The sequence below is a fragment of the Cytobacillus sp. FSL R7-0696 genome (assembly GCF_038006865.1).
Classification (GTDB): domain Bacteria; phylum Bacillota; class Bacilli; order Bacillales; family Cytobacillaceae; genus Cytobacillus; species Cytobacillus kochii.
The window spans coordinates 4,639,791-4,654,491 of record NZ_JBBOWA010000001.1 but is presented as its reverse complement, the minus strand read 5'-3'; the positions used below and the strand labels follow the sequence as shown (position 1 = coordinate 4,654,491).

Here is a 14,701-nt window from a genome sequence, read left to right as displayed (position 1 = left end):
AATTAAAAAAGGTCAATTAATAAGATCATGAAAAGTAAACCAATGATAAAAGAATAGGTAGATGTTCTTTCATGACCATCTCCATGGCTCTCTGGGATTAATTCCTTATAAATAATAAATAGCATGGCTCCTGCGGCAAATGAGAGCCCATAAGGGACAAGTGAAGCAACATAAGAGGTTAAATAAAATCCTAATAAGCCTGTGAAAATTTCAATTGTACCTGTTAAAGTGGCAACAATAAATGCTTTAAGTCTACTAATTTTTTGGTTGACCAAAAATAAAGCAACTAAGAATCCTTCAGGTGCATTTTGCAAACCAATGGCAAATGCAATTAAATTACCAGTGTCTCCTCCGTTTTCGGACGCATAACTAACACCAACAGAAAGTCCTTCTGGAATGTTATGAAGTGTAATAGCAGCAACAATTAACATCGCTTTTTCATCAAATTCAATCCCTTTTTTGTTATGAGCGATGTCAATATGTGGAATGTTTTTTTCTAGCAATGTTAAAGTTAAAACCCCTAGAAAAATTCCTACGACTAATGGTAAAAACCCTCCTGCATTTAATGCCTCTGGAATAAGACTCATTGTTGAAGCAGCCATCATAATACCTGCAGTAAATGCGAGTAATATATCACGCCATTTATGTGTCATCGATTGGCCAATAAACAAAATAATCAATGCACCAAGTCCTGTAGACATAGCTGAAAGGATTGTTCCATATAGCACTTCTGTCATTTTATAAATCACCTCTTTAGAATCATCCCTGATTTTTATCAATAAGATGCAGTAATCATTTAGCCTAGTATATGCATAATTAAGGAAAGAGGTCATATAAAAAATGTGACCTCTTCTTTAATGTCAATTATGAATAGTAACTAACATTCATTAATCATTCATTCCATTCAGCAATTTTTTGATCTGATGGTAATGATAGGGTGAGGAACCCGATTAAAGGAAGTAACCCAGTGAACATCATCGTCTGGTTTATACCAACCCAGTCACTTAAATAACCTAATGCAATCGATCCAATTGCACCCATTCCAAATGCAAATCCAACTGTTAAGCCAGACATCATACCGATTTTACCAGGTACTAATTCTTGTGCATAGACAACTGTTACAGAAAAGCTAAGCATCAGTATAAAGCCTGTAAGTGCCAAAAATACAAACGCAATACTAGCTGGCACAAATGGAATGAGTATGGAAAATGGACAAGATAGGGCCAATGATAAAAATATAACTGTCTTACGTCCAAATTTATCTGCTAAAGGTCCTCCGAAGAAGGTACCAATAGCACCAGCTAATAAAAATACAAATAGCATTGTTTGTGCGCCGCTGATAGAGAATTCATAATTCTCAATTGCGTAAAAGGCATAAAAGTTTGTCATCCCAGAAACATACCAAGATCGGGCAAAAATAAGAATGAGCACAATAGCTAATGCTATTTTTACTGATTTAGTAAGTGGTTTATGTGCAGCTACCTTTTTCTTTGCCTTTTTATTAGCTGCTTGCAATCTTAGATTTTTAGCATACCAAATGGCAATATAGGCGAGAAAACAAACAGCTAAAAAAGCGGCAATAGTAAACCATAAAGCTCCTTTTTGTCCAAAAGGAACGAGTACCAAGGCGGTAATTAATGGGGCTAGCGATTGACCGCTATTTCCACCAACTTGATAAATGGATTGGGCTAATCCTCTTCTTGGACCAGCGGCCATGTAAGCAACTCTTGAGCCCTCAGGATGAAAAATAGCAGATCCTAATCCTATAAATATGACGGAAATGATAATCCATTCATACTTAGGCGCAAAAGCCAATCCAATGATACCGAATAAAGTAATGGTTAACCCAATGGGTAAGGCAAAAGGCATTGGTTTTTTGTCTGTCATGTTGCCAATAACAGGTTGAAGAACAGACGAAACAATATTTAATGCAAATGCAATCATTCCTAATTGGGTGAAACTTAGTCCCATTGATCTTTCTAAAATAGGGAACATTGCGGGGATTATCGCCTGAATGGCGTCATTTAGCAAATGACAAAGCCCAATAATAAATAAAATACGATAGCTAGTATTTCCTTGTTTAGGAAGGGCTTTAAGAGAAATAGCTTGGCTCATTGGAAGGACTCCTTTTATGTAATAATAATTCAATATACGAAATAATTATTGGAGTTAAATGAACAAAAATCAAGTCTTTCTTTAAAAAAATTGAAATATTCTAAAAGACATCCTTTTCAGTTACCATTTGTACTTCTATCCTCAAACATTAGTTGTATGTGAAATACAACTATTTTTCATCCTTTTTTATTTCTTATTGCTTGAAAGACTACGTATGTTAGAACTTAGTCGAATCCTATGACATTTAGCTATCATATAAAAAACAAAAAGTAGGAAATGGAAAAAATATAGGTTAATTCCTTTTTTATTAGCCTTTCCAGCAGAAGGAAACATATCCATCTTATAAGGGAAGCAAATCTTTTATAAGGCTTCCCTTATGATTGATATGTTTATGAATCAAATGAATGAGAATCTAGCGGTAAAATGATCGTCACAACTGTACCGTTAGAAGCACTACTTTCGATTGTGATTTCTCCCTTATTTGCTTCGACAATCCTTTTGCATACAACAAGTCCAAGACCTGTACCATAATCTTTAGAAGTGTAAAAAGGTTCAAAGATTCTGTCCATCTCTTTCTTTGGTATACCTACTCCAGTATCCTTAATGGTGAGATAACAATGATGAGCGCTTGTTGTGAGAGATATAGACAAATATCCATTACTACTCATTGACTCAAGAGCATTTTTGGCGATATTTAAAAACACTTGCTTCATTTGATCTTTGTTGCAATATATTCCTACGGGTTCTTCTGGTAAAGAATCTTCATAGTGGATATTGGCTAAGTTGGCTTCAGATTTAATAAGTGGTTCTAGTTCACGTATAATGTCTTGTACATAAATATGTTCTTTCTTTTCAATTGTCGGTTTCCCAAGAATAAGAAACTCACTAACGATTTCATTGATACGACTGATTTCATTATTTATAATAGAGAAATAATACTGATCTTCTTCTTGTTTATGTTTCTCTGATAATAATTGGATTAAACCTTTCACACCAGTAAGTGGATTCCTGATTTCATGGGCTGTACTTGCAGCTAAATTTCCGACTAGCTCTAGTTTCTGTATTTCATTTTCTTTCTCAGCATTTTTGGCATGTTTTTTTAACATGAAATATTTTATAAAGAAAAAGAAAATATGAAGTAATATAAAAAGGGGAAAGAAGAAGATTGCTGTACGCTTAAGTAAATTACCGCTAGCGACATCTGAAACACTCACTTCAATATTCCAAGGTAGACGATCAATTGGTAAAGTATAAACTTGATCATTCTTACCTATACCACCATTCATATTCATTATTTGCTTACCACTAGAGTTCGTAATGGAGATGGAAGCATCAGGAGTAAGCATCCTCATAATATTTTGCATGTAATCTACTCTTAAATGTGCACCTACAATTCTTTCTAGTTGGAAATTAACATCGAGAATAGGGTTTGCAATCCCGATGACCTGTTGTTCAGGTGTTAATGTTTCCACTTCTTCGGATATAATTAAATCATTCGTGCGCATAATTTCTTGGATATACGGATCATTATTAAAGTCATGATCCTTTAATAATTCTGATGTTCCTGTTTCGAAGGTACCTGTTGCGTCAAGGAGAAACATACTGCCATATCTCATGTCAGTTAATTGTGTGCTTCTTACTACTTCACGAACAGTTTCCATATCATTTTGAGCGTCAATTGATAATGCTAAAATATCTAATGTGGTAACTGTTTCAGAGATGAATTGATCCCAGTTTTTTTGATGAATGGTTGCAATCCACTTTGCGTCATTTAATCTTTCTGTTTCATCACGGTCTGTTACATAATGATAAATAGTAAGCATTCCTAGAATAGACGGCATAATAACTATAATTACATATAGGAAATAATTATTCTTTCTTTTCATTTTCTTTTTCTTCTCCATAAAATCGGATCCATGAGTATTTTTAGTAAAAATATAGAAATTGACAGTATGCTGTTCGTTACTTATAATTAGTTTGAATTCAATAATCTCTATTTTAAATTATTTTAGGAGGATTGGAGACATGACAGAATCTAGCCAATCACTCAAACTATATATTGTGCTTTCAAGAGCGAATAGAGCGATTAATGAAATTGTTAATCGTAAAATTCAAACCTATGGATTAAATCCAACTGAATTTGCTGTACTAGAATTACTATATCATAAAGGTAATCAACCTTTACAGCAAATAGGTGGTAAAATTTTGCTTGCTAGTGGAAGTATTACGTATGTAGTTGACAAATTAGAAAGTAAAGGGTATTTGCGAAGAGTTGCATGCCCGAATGATCGAAGAGTGACTTATGCTGAAATATCGGAAGATGGTAAGGCGTTTATTGAAGACGTATTTCCAGGCCACGAAGAGTATATTCATGAATTAATGAGTGAATTAGATGCAGAAGAAAAAGAGACAGCTATAAAATTAATAAAAAAACTCGGGTTATCTATTAGTAATCGATAAAAACGGTTCATACAGAATCGTTTTTTTCTTTTATTATAGAGTTGTGAACTTTAGTGAAGTAATTCTATGTTAAAAGAAAATTGAAAATTTCTAATTAAATTTAATCATTGTTGGTCGCTACTTAAGTCCTGAGCATAATTTAATAATAAATATGCAGGATTTTATAATCTATTATAGAAAGAGTTAACTTGCTTAAAATTTTTTTCTTCATGAAAAACATACAAATTAGCGATTATTACTTGGAGGTGTAGGGAATGAAATTTCCTGAATATGAATACAAAAGGCCGCAAATGGACAAAGCAAAAGTTCAATTTGATGCTGCACTACTGGCATTTAAACAAGCAAAAACAGCTGAGGAACAAATAGAAGCGATGAAAAAGATTAATCGTATACGAAATAAATTGTATACGATGTTAAATTTGGTTATGATCAGGCATTCGATTGATACGAATGATCAATTTTATCAACAAGAACAAGATTATACAGATGAGATAGGCCCAGAGATAGAAGGACTTAGTACACAATTTTACGAAGCACTAGTGCAATCTAAGTTTCGCGAAGAGCTCGAAAACAAATGGGGCAAACAGTTATTTGCTTTAGCTGATAGTGAATTGAAAACTTTCAAGCCGGTAATTGTACCATTACTACAAAAGGAAAATAAACTGACAAGTGATTATAATAAGTTGATCGCTTCCGCAAAAATAAATTTTGATGGCAAAGAATTAACATTAGCGCAGCTAGATCCATACATAGAATCGAAAGACCGCCAACTAAGGAAAGAAGCGAGTGCGGCTAAGTTCCAATTTTTGGCGGATAACGAACATAAACTAGACCAAATCTATGATGACTTAGTTAAAATAAGAACAGAGATTGCTCATCAATTAGGGTATGAAAACTTTGTTGAACTAGGGTATTATCGAATGCTTAGAATTGGATATGATGCCAATATGGTTGCAAAGTTTAGAAAACAAGTGGAAGAGTTTATTGTCCCGATGGTCGCTAAATTAAAAGAAAGACAGCGCGTAAGAATTGACGTGGATTCATTAAAGTATTTTGATGAACCGTTTAATTTTCTTTCTGGCAATCCAATGCCTAAAGGCTCTTCCGATTGGATTATTAATAAAGGGCAAACGATGTATCAAGAACTTTCACCAGAGACAGGCGAATTTTTTGATTTCATGATTGATAATGAATTAATGGACTTACTCGCGAAGAAGGGGAAAGAAAGTGGAGGCTATTGTACATTTATTGAGGATTACCAAGCACCATTTATCTTCTCTAATTTTAATGGGACATCAGGGGATATTGATGTTTTAACACATGAAGCAGGTCACGCTTTTCAAGTTTACGCAAGCAAAGGTTTTGAGATTCCTGAATATATATGGCCAACACATGAAGCGGCAGAGATACATTCAATGAGTATGGAGTTTTTCACTTGGCCATGGATGGATACGTTTTTTAAAGAAGATGGAGACAAATATCGCTTTGCCCATTTAAGCAGTGCCCTAATTTTCTTGCCTTATGGCGTAGCTGTTGATGAATTTCAGCATTGGGTTTATGAAAACTATCAAGCTACTCCAGCGGAAAGAAAAGCAGCATGGAGAAAGATTGAGAAAAAGTATATGCCTTATAAAGATTATGAAGACAACGAGTATCTAGAAAGAGGCGGTTATTGGCAAAGACAGGGCCATATTTATAGCTCGCCATTTTATTATATAGATTACACGTTAGCGCAAATTTGTGCCTTTCAATTTTGGCAAAAATCACAAGAGAACCATGAAGAAGCTTGGAATGATTATCTTCATTTATGTAAACTTGGCGGTAGCCAATCATTTACAGGATTAGTATCTGAAGCAAATCTGATTTCTCCTTTTGAAGATGGTTGTGTAGAATCCGTTGTTGGATCAATTGAGAAGTGGCTGAATCAAGTCGATGATAAAAAACTTTAAAGAATGATGTGGAAAAAAGGAGAGGCAACAAACCTCTCCTTTTTTGATGAAATTATCCTTTTATCGAATGACAATCATATCTTCTTTTAAAACTGCGGTTAATTCGCTTTGTTCTTCCTCATCAATAATTTTGTCTGCAATCTTATCTTCTAATTGTTCCTGAATGACCCTTCTGAGAGGGCGGGCACCGAATGCAGGGTGATAACCTAATTGTGCCAATTTTGCTTTTACCTCATCTGTCACACTTAGGTGTATATTAGATTGTGCTAAGATTAAATTCAATTCTTCTAATAGTAAATCAGTGATAATAAGAAGATGCTCTTTGGTTAATGATTTAAATTCAACAATATTGTCAACTCTGTTTAGAAATTCAGGTTTAAAGAATTGTCCTAATGAGTCGAGTATACTTGCTTCATTCCAAGCGTTGTTATCCGTTGCAAAGCCGACTTGGACTTCTTTTGTTTGAACACCGGCGTTACTTGTCATAATAATAACGGTTTCGTTAAAGTGTACAGTCCTACCTTGACTATCTGTTAAGCGACCATCTTCAAGTATTTGTAGAAAAAGGTGCTGCACATCGGGATGTGCTTTTTCAATCTCATCTAATAGGATAATGCTATACGGATTTCTACGTACTTTCTCTGTTAATTGTCCTGCTTCTTCATGACCAACATATCCTGGAGGAGAACCAATAATTTTCGCTACACTATGTTTTTCCATATATTCACTCATATCAAGTCTTATCATAGATTCTTTTGTACCGAATAATTCTTCAGATAATGTTTTCGTTAATTCTGTTTTACCAACACCTGTTGGTCCGACAAATAAAAACGATCCGATAGGTCGATGTTTAGATTTAAGACCTGCACGACTTCTTCTAATAGCTTTTGCTACTTTTTCGACTGCTACTTCTTGGCCAATAACTTTACGGTTTAGATTTTCTTGTAAATGTTTCATCTTAGATTGTTCATCTGTCATTAATTTTCCGATTGGTATACCGGTTTTATCTTCAATGATTTTTTGGATATGTTCGACTTCTACTTTCGCTCTTTCTCTTGTGTTTGAACCAAGAGCCTTCTCCAATTCTGTTTCTTTATCTCTTAATTGAGCTGCTTCTTCATACCTTTCTTCTTTAAGCAACTGTTCTTTTTGCTTTGCTATTTCTTTTAAACGCAATTCAATATCCTCATCAGATGAAACACCTAATGTTAGGTTTAATTTTGAGCCAGCTTCATCCATAAGGTCAATTGCTTTATCTGGTAAGAAGCGGTCTTGAATATATCTTGACGATAGTTCTACACAAGCTGTGATGGCTTCCTCTGTATAAATAACATCATGGAAGCTTTCATAATTGTCTTTTAATCCTTCGAGGATATGTCTTGCTTCCTCTAAACTTGGTTCTTTGACGTGAACTGGTTGGAATCGTCTTTCTAATGCTGCATCTTTTTCTATTTTTCTATATTCAGAAAGTGTAGTTGCCCCAATTAATTGCATCTCACCACGTGCTAGTGCAGGCTTTAAAATATTGCTAGCATCCATTGATCCTTCAGCTGAACCCGCACCAACTAATAAATGGATTTCATCAATAAAAAGGATTATGTTTTTTCGTGTTTGTACTTCATTTATTAGTTGTTTCATTCTTTCTTCAAATTGACCTCTAATACCTGTATTCGAAACAAGGGAGGCCACATCTAACAAGTAAACTTCTTTATTGAGTAATTTCTTTGGTACATCACTATTAGCTATTTTTAGTGCAAACCCCTCAGCGATAGCTGTTTTCCCCACACCGGGTTCACCGATCAATACTGGATTGTTTTTACTTCGTCTATTTAGTATTTCAATTACTCGTGCTATTTCTTTATCTCGACCAATCACGGGATCAATGAGACCCGCTCTAGCCATTTGCGTTAAGTTTTTAGCGAATTGATCAATGAATCCACCACTACCACTTTGTTTTCTTTGAGATGGTTCATTCGGTTGTTGACTTTGATGATGAGCATTTTGCTCATTTGTCAATTGTTTAAAAAGATCATCGAATGGTATAAAACCTGAGAAACCATTCATCGTCGGACCAAAGGCAGGAAGAGATTGTTTTTCATTCTCGTAACAGCTTTGACAAAGACGAATGGTTGTCTCCTTACCATTAATCGCATATCTCATATTGACATTCGCTTCATTTTGTTTGCATGCTTGACATTTCATTAAAGTTTCCTCCTTTTGACTTTGACTAACTTTGACCTTATGAATACAGTATACTTTGACCTTATTTGACTTTCAAGTATTTTGATTATCTTTTTTATTAAAATTAGAAAAAAGGTATTCCGTAAGAAAAAGCTCGTCTTTGTTTGTCCTTCTTTACATATATTGTGGAGAAGGAGGAGATCGACTTGACGAAAATTAATTGGGGAGCTTCCTTTCAAATCGCAGCAGTTTATGTAGGGACTGTTGTTGGCGCAGGGTTTGCAACTGGGAGGGAAATCGTCGAATTCTTTTCGAGATTTGGTTTTATTGGTTTAATTGGGATTTTAATGAGTGGATATATATTTGTGTTTTTAGGATCAAAACTAATGATCATTGCTGCAAAAATAAATGCAAGATCTTTTCAAGAGTTAAATACACATTTGTTTGGAAAGCATTTTGGTTTAATTATCAATGGATTAATGCTCATCATGTTATTAGGTGTCTGTGCTGTTATGCTTTCAGGTGCAGGTGCTGTGTTTGAAGAACAACTAGGGTTATCTAAATCAATTGGTGTGGTATTTACAATTGCTTTATCAATTATAACAATGCTTGTAGGTATAAAAGGATTATTTGCCGTAAACGTTGTTGTCGTTCCTATGATGATCAGTTTTAGTTTCATCTTATTGTTTTTCTCTATTCAACAGCCTTTCTTTTTAGAAAATATTTTATATATTCCTTTTGCTGAGGATGGTTGGAAATCAGTTGTATCTCCATTTACGTATGCCGCATTTAATTTAATGTTAGCGCAAGCTGTGTTAGTTCCAGTTGCTTCGGATATTAAAGATATACATACGATTAAATGGGGAGGATATTTTGGTGGGATTGCACTAACAATGATTTTAGTTTCTAGTCATTTGTCATTGGTGAATATTCCTAATTTAGAAAGTTATGAAATCCCTATGGCAGCTATTATGAAGTCACTTGCGTCTTCAATATATTGGATATTCGTATTTGTTATTTATGGTGAAATATTTACTTCAGTAATTGGAAACGTTTTTGGAGTGGAAAGGCAAATTCGGCAATATTTTAATATTCCTACGGTTGTAACAGTGATTGGGATTTTTACCATCTGCTATTTCGGTTCATTCATTGAATATGGAGAACTGCTTTCCTATTTATATCCTTTATTTGGTTATATTAGTTTAACATTTATCATCTTATTATGGATGAAAAAAGAGACTGACAGCTAGGACAGTCTCTTTTTTTATTAATTTGTATGAATCGTTTTTGCCATTTCTATAAAAGCATCTTTATAGTTAGTATCTTCATTCTTATTAAATAAAGTCAGCTTTACTTGGGCTGAATCATTGTGGATAATAAATGCCGTTACTGTATCGGTTTCAGATGAAGCTTCCATCATAACAGCATCTTTGAAAAAGTCATCTTGAGGAAGAGAAGGATGCTCTACTTCTTCGTTAACAGATTGAAGTTGGATCATTGTATTCTCCTCAAGTTGTTTCATGTCTACTTCTTCAGGAAGTACCTCAATTCGCATAAACACCTCAGATTGATCATTTAAATGAAGGATATCTTTATTTGGTTCCTCTGCAGTTAAGGTGAAATCAGGTAAAACATGTAAAGAAAACGCTTGATTGTCACTTTCTTTAAGAAAAGCAGTTTCTTCTTTTGTTTCACCGTCTATTTCATATGATAAATTTTCCTCCATCACGCGAATTTCATTTTCACTTTTTTGGCTATCTTCTTTGTTTTCATTTTGATTTTGATCTTCATCTACTTCTTCATTTGGTGGATTACTATTATTATTTTCACCATTGCCATTGTCTGTTTCTGATGTTCCGCATGCTGCTAATAGAAAGATAGCTAAGGGAACAGTTAACAATTTTAAAAAGTTCTTCAAAACAAATTTCCTCCCTAAGTTACGTGATCAAAGCATTAGACGAGAAATGCTGCGTACTTGTTACAATTTTCCTCTAATAATTTTGGATGGAGCTAATAGCTAAGAAATAGTAAATATATGCTTACGACTATTTTACAAAATCTTTCTGGTTATACTAGAGGAAAGAATACAAAAAGGAGCAAGGAAAATATAATATGTGAAGTGATAAGTAAAACAATGCTTCTTTTCCAAAGGTAAATGGTTCCCCAATATAATCCTGCTATTAATGCTGCCAGTACCAGAGCCCATGAGCCTGAATAAAACTGTACAGAAGCAAAAAGAATAGAAGAGATGCCAACAGCAAGAAAACCATTGGTATAGTTCATTACCCTCTTTTGTACAAATCCACGCCAGAAAATTTCTTCACCTGGAGCGAAAAGAACTATTAATAACAAATACTGCCATATAATCTTAGCTCCATAATAACTATAGAGCTTTGCAACAGGTTCTGTGATCGAGAGGCCAATAAAACTTAATCCTGTATAACCTAACCAAAAAATGCCATATAGAAAAACCCCTGATAAAGTACCCCATAATAAGTTTTGGGTAAAGGTTTCTTGATGATCTAGTTCTATACTTATAATGGCAAAACTAATAAGAAATAACATGGTGGCACTAAAGATATACCAGAAGATTGATTTGTCCTCAAATGTGAAATACATTAGTACATGTGCAAGGACGATCCCGACAATTAAGCGAATGTCAGGTGAATTCTTACGCATTTCATATAACCCCTTTCATGCAAGCCAATCATTATTCTATCAAAAAAGCAGTAAAAAAAATATGATTATCTCATTTGAGGATTATATTTATGACGAATATATGTCAAAGAGAAAGAAAAGGTTGAGTATATAGGTAGAACTGGAGTAGAGAGATGGTATGGGTGATAACTATATATTCTGTCTGAAGGAACTAGATGTTAGCATCGCAACTTTCATTGATGTAGGAGTAGCAGAAACAAAAAAATCCAAACAAATCTGAATTCTTATGAAGGAATTCACTTTGTTCGGACTTTTCTTTTTAATGAAATGTCGATTATTTTATAGTTATTTCTCGGATTTATATTAATTTTCTTGGACAATTTTATAGTTTTTATGATTTACTACTGTCCTGTGTTCTAATTCTAAATCTCTGTAGTTTTCCATATAGCTCAAGTCAACGATGACGGAGTTCTCATTTACTTTTTCGACAATGCCTCTTAAGCCATCTCTAAATTCAATAATGTTTCCAACTTCAGCTTTTTTCACATAAATTGCCCCTTTTCTTTCCAAATTTTTTGTTAATAACCATTTTGCACTAAAACTGTTTATTCGTAAAGGAATTTACACTAATAATACGAAAAATACAAACCCTTTTGTGTGACGCGTCTACATTTTCTACCTTTGCTGTCATCCATAGTTCTTACGTTGATTTATAGATATAACCTAAATCTATTTGATTCTCTTTAAAAGAGCGCATTTTTTTTATAAAATAGAAGGAAGCAGAGGTGAATAATATGGATGCATCATCAATAGATGAAATCATAAACAAATTAAAGAACAAAGAGATTGAAGAGTACTATGTGAAAAAAGAAGATTTTTTAACTTTTCGCTCCGTCATTGTAAAAAGGGAAGATTTTAAATACATTAGAGGAATTGCACAAAGAGGTGGGGATGTTATTTATCAATATTTAACTGAACCTAGAAGTTAAAAAAGGTTTGTTTTTTATACATGTGATATAGTAAAAGAATCCTAAAAAATATGTTATTCTAATGGATATCTATATTACATATAAGAGTGATGAAAAAGGAGATCGATGAAAATGATAGAGAAAAAATTTATTGTAACTTCACCAACAGGAATTCATGCTAGACCAGCCACACAATTGGTGCAAACAGCGAGCAGATTTACTTCAGATATTCAATTAGAGTATAAAGAGAGAAAAGTAAATCTAAAATCGATTATGGGTGTAATGGCATTAGCAGCTGGCAAAGGTGCGGAAATTACTATTATCGTTGATGGTAACGATGAAGAGGCAGCTATTGAACAACTTGCTACAATGCTTAAAGAAGAAGGTCTTGCGGAATAATGGCTTTCTTACAAGGGATACCTGCATCAGAAGGAATCGCTATTGCAAAAGCTTTTCGCTTTGAGCCAATTGATGTGAAGATCGAGTGTAAAAAGGTCGAAAACAGTACGATAGAAGTTAACCTTTTTTATGAAGCACTCGAAAAAACCGTTGATGAACTAAAGCAAATTAAAGAGCATGCGAGTACCGAGGCAGGAATTGAAAATGCTACAATTTTTGATGCACATCTTCTTGTTTTGAGGGATCCGGAATTAATTGAACCAGTGATAGATCGGATAATGAAGAAACAGTATAATGCAGAATTTGCTGTGAAAGAAATAACCGATCACTATATTCATTTATTATTACAAACTGAGAACGAGTATTTAAAAGAAAGAGCAGCAGACATTAAAGATGTTGCCAATCGATTGCAGGCACATCTTTTAGGGATACCTGTTTTTGACCCAGCCATGGTGACGGAAAATGTAATTATTGTATCCGAGGATTTAACACCATCAGACGCAGCACTTTTGAATCCTAGCAAAGTGAAAGGGGCAGTGACAAATGTGGGAGGTAAAACCTCTCACGCTGCCTTCATTGCCCAATCACTTAATATTCCCTCTGTTGTGGGTACAAAAACGGCCTTAGGTGATATCGAGAATGGTGATGTACTTGTCGTTGATGGGTATACTGGTATCGTTCATATTAACCCGACGCCTGAATTGATTGAAGAATATGAAAAGAAACAGGAACAGACTTTAAGAGATTTGTCCGAACTATCTTGGTTAGCAAAAGAAAGAACGATTTCACTCGATGAGCAATATTTCTCTATTGTTGGAAATATCGGTAGTATGGAGGAAGCAAAAGGGGTTATCGAGCATGGGGGAGAAGGAATCGGCTTATTTAGAACCGAGTTTCTTTTTATGGAAAAAAAGCAATTACCGACTGAGGAAGAACAATTTCACGTTTATAAATCGGTTCTAGAGTCTATGGATGGCAAACCGGTAGTTGTTCGAACTATTGATATCGGTGGCGATAAAGAACTGCCATATCTAAAATTATCAAAAGAAATGAACCCTTTTTTAGGCCTACGAGGAATACGCTTCTGTTTAGGTGAACAATCAATTCTACGGACACAGTTACGCGCATTAATAAGGGCAAGTGCGTTTGGAACATTAAAGATTATGTTTCCTATGGTTGCTGTAATTGAAGAGTTTAGACAAGGCAAGCTTATGTTCAAAGAAGAATGTGAGAAACTGATAGAAGAAGGGGTAGAGATTGGTCATATAGAACTTGGTATGATGGTCGAAATTCCAGCTACGGCACTAATGATTGAGGCATTTGCAAAAGAAGTTGACTTTATCAGTATTGGTACAAATGATCTCATTCAGTATACATTGGCTGCCGATCGATCTAATGAGCAGGTTTCGTATTTATATCAACCTTACCACCCTGCTATTTTACGACTCATCAAAAATGTCATTGATGCTGCCCATAAAGAAGGGAAATCCGTCAGTATTTGCGGTGATATGGCGGGCAATGAGGTCGCAATACCATTATTAGTGGGAATGGGCTTAGATGAGTTCTCTGTTCACTCAGCAGCCATTATTAAGACCAGAGCGCATATACGTAAGTTAAATAAGGCAGAGATTGAGAAAAAAATAGATATTCTCCTTAATTTGCCGAATGCTGTTGAAATTGAATCGGCACTAGAGAATTTTTTCTATAAAAAGTTATAAAAAATGGTTTAGGTTCTGACTGATGCGGGTAATTCTTAAATATGCACTTAAGAAAACCTTAAGTCAGCTAAATCATTCTCATTTTCCCCTTATTAGCTAGCCGATTGGCTAGCTTTTCTTTTGTTCTAAATATGGTGTATTAGGGTAATTATGTGAGGATATTTTTTATCTCGTTCAATAAGAGTATATGGTAGATAAAAAAACCGAACAAAGGTATTGTTCGGTTCAATAATTTTGCTGAAAACTTATTAGT

The 14,701-nt window shown here is 34.3% G+C and carries 13 protein-coding genes; 6 read left to right on the top strand and 7 right to left on the bottom strand.

What is annotated here, in order from left to right:
- Positions 1–2 precede the first annotated feature (2 nt).
- The 3 genes from MKX29_RS23655 to MKX29_RS23645 all read right to left on the bottom strand — a co-directional run bounded on the left by MKX29_RS23655 (position 3) and on the right by MKX29_RS23645 (position 4,001).
- Entirely contained in the window at positions 3–737 is a 735-nt protein-coding gene (locus tag MKX29_RS23655; protein ID WP_095369719.1) for a ZIP family metal transporter, read from the bottom strand.
- 154 nt (positions 738–891) lie between these two features.
- A complete protein-coding gene (locus tag MKX29_RS23650; protein WP_095369718.1) occupies positions 892–2,115 on the bottom strand; it encodes an MFS transporter in 1,224 nt (407 codons plus the stop codon).
- 389 nt (positions 2,116–2,504) lie between these two features.
- Entirely contained in the window at positions 2,505–4,001 is a 1,497-nt protein-coding gene (locus MKX29_RS23645) for an ATP-binding protein (RefSeq protein WP_095369717.1), read from the bottom strand.
- Positions 4,002–4,140: 139 nt separating this feature from the next.
- Here MKX29_RS23645 and MKX29_RS23640 point away from each other — a divergent pair, with 139 nt between their 5' ends.
- Both MKX29_RS23640 and MKX29_RS23635 read left to right on the top strand, forming a co-directional pair.
- Positions 4,141–4,575, top strand: a complete 435-nt coding sequence (locus MKX29_RS23640; protein WP_095369716.1) for a MarR family winged helix-turn-helix transcriptional regulator — start codon at positions 4,141–4,143, stop codon at positions 4,573–4,575.
- 254 nt (positions 4,576–4,829) lie between these two features.
- Entirely contained in the window at positions 4,830–6,524 is a 1,695-nt protein-coding gene (locus tag MKX29_RS23635) for a M3 family oligoendopeptidase (protein WP_340974331.1), read from the top strand.
- Between the two features lie 60 nt (positions 6,525–6,584).
- Here MKX29_RS23635 and MKX29_RS23630 read toward each other — a convergent pair whose 3' ends face one another.
- On the bottom strand, positions 6,585–8,726 hold the full coding sequence (locus MKX29_RS23630; RefSeq protein ID WP_095369714.1) for an ATP-dependent Clp protease ATP-binding subunit: 2,142 nt from the start codon (positions 8,724–8,726) through the stop codon (positions 6,585–6,587).
- A gap of 185 nt (positions 8,727–8,911) precedes the next feature.
- Between MKX29_RS23630 and MKX29_RS23625 the strand changes: the two genes are divergently transcribed.
- Positions 8,912–9,955, top strand: coding sequence for a YkvI family membrane protein (locus MKX29_RS23625; RefSeq protein ID WP_233435265.1), 1,044 nt, complete (start codon positions 8,912–8,914; stop codon positions 9,953–9,955).
- Between the two features lie 17 nt (positions 9,956–9,972).
- Here the strand turns inward: MKX29_RS23625 and MKX29_RS23620 are convergent, their stop codons facing one another.
- The 3 genes from MKX29_RS23620 to MKX29_RS23610 form a co-directional block, all read right to left on the bottom strand.
- The gene (locus MKX29_RS23620; protein ID WP_322909194.1) at positions 9,973–10,623 is read right to left on the bottom strand and encodes a hypothetical protein; all 651 of its coding nucleotides are present in this window, start codon (positions 10,621–10,623) and stop codon (positions 9,973–9,975) included.
- Positions 10,624–10,772: 149 nt separating this feature from the next.
- Positions 10,773–11,384, bottom strand: coding sequence for a CPBP family intramembrane glutamic endopeptidase (locus MKX29_RS23615; protein WP_341108090.1), 612 nt, complete (start codon positions 11,382–11,384; stop codon positions 10,773–10,775).
- A 342-nt stretch (positions 11,385–11,726) separates the two neighbouring features.
- Positions 11,727–11,909 carry a YkvS family protein gene (locus MKX29_RS23610; protein ID WP_095369711.1) on the bottom strand — a complete coding sequence of 61 codons (183 nt, stop codon included), beginning with the start codon at positions 11,907–11,909 and terminating at the stop codon, positions 11,727–11,729.
- 248 nt (positions 11,910–12,157) lie between these two features.
- Here MKX29_RS23610 and MKX29_RS23605 point away from each other — a divergent pair, with 248 nt between their 5' ends.
- From MKX29_RS23605 to ptsP, 3 genes are all read left to right on the top strand, one after another.
- Positions 12,158–12,352, top strand: coding sequence for a hypothetical protein (locus tag MKX29_RS23605; protein ID WP_307314814.1), 195 nt, complete (start codon positions 12,158–12,160; stop codon positions 12,350–12,352).
- 111 nt (positions 12,353–12,463) lie between these two features.
- Entirely contained in the window at positions 12,464–12,730 is a 267-nt protein-coding gene (locus tag MKX29_RS23600; RefSeq protein WP_095369710.1) for a phosphocarrier protein HPr, read from the top strand.
- The gene (gene ptsP, locus MKX29_RS23595) at positions 12,730–14,448 is read left to right on the top strand and encodes a phosphoenolpyruvate--protein phosphotransferase (RefSeq protein ID WP_370873303.1); all 1,719 of its coding nucleotides are present in this window, start codon (positions 12,730–12,732) and stop codon (positions 14,446–14,448) included. Before MKX29_RS23600 ends, ptsP begins: the two co-directional genes overlap by 1 nt.
- Positions 14,449–14,701: the final 253 nt, after the last annotated feature.

What these genes read in the sequence shown, in the direction of transcription:
- MKX29_RS23655 (WP_095369719.1), bottom strand. Translation starts at nt 737, where the DNA reads ATGACAGAAGTGCTATATGGAACAATCCTTTCAGCTATGTCTACAGGA.
- MKX29_RS23650 (WP_095369718.1), bottom strand. Translation starts at nt 2,115, where the DNA reads ATGAGCCAAGCTATTTCTCTTAAAGCCCTTCCTAAACAAGGAAATACT.
- MKX29_RS23645 (WP_095369717.1), bottom strand. Translation starts at nt 4,001, where the DNA reads ATGAAAAGAAAGAATAATTATTTCCTATATGTAATTATAGTTATTATG.
- MKX29_RS23640 (WP_095369716.1), top strand. Translation starts at nt 4,141, where the DNA reads ATGACAGAATCTAGCCAATCACTCAAACTATATATTGTGCTTTCAAGA.
- MKX29_RS23635 (WP_340974331.1), top strand. Translation starts at nt 4,830, where the DNA reads ATGAAATTTCCTGAATATGAATACAAAAGGCCGCAAATGGACAAAGCA.
- MKX29_RS23630 (WP_095369714.1), bottom strand. Translation starts at nt 8,726, where the DNA reads ATGAAATGTCAAGCATGCAAACAAAATGAAGCGAATGTCAATATGAGA.
- MKX29_RS23615 (WP_341108090.1), bottom strand. Translation starts at nt 11,384, where the DNA reads ATGCGTAAGAATTCACCTGACATTCGCTTAATTGTCGGGATCGTCCTT.
- MKX29_RS23605 (WP_307314814.1), top strand. Translation starts at nt 12,158, where the DNA reads ATGGATGCATCATCAATAGATGAAATCATAAACAAATTAAAGAACAAA.
- MKX29_RS23600 (WP_095369710.1), top strand. Translation starts at nt 12,464, where the DNA reads ATGATAGAGAAAAAATTTATTGTAACTTCACCAACAGGAATTCATGCT.
- ptsP (WP_370873303.1), top strand. Translation starts at nt 12,730, where the DNA reads ATGGCTTTCTTACAAGGGATACCTGCATCAGAAGGAATCGCTATTGCA.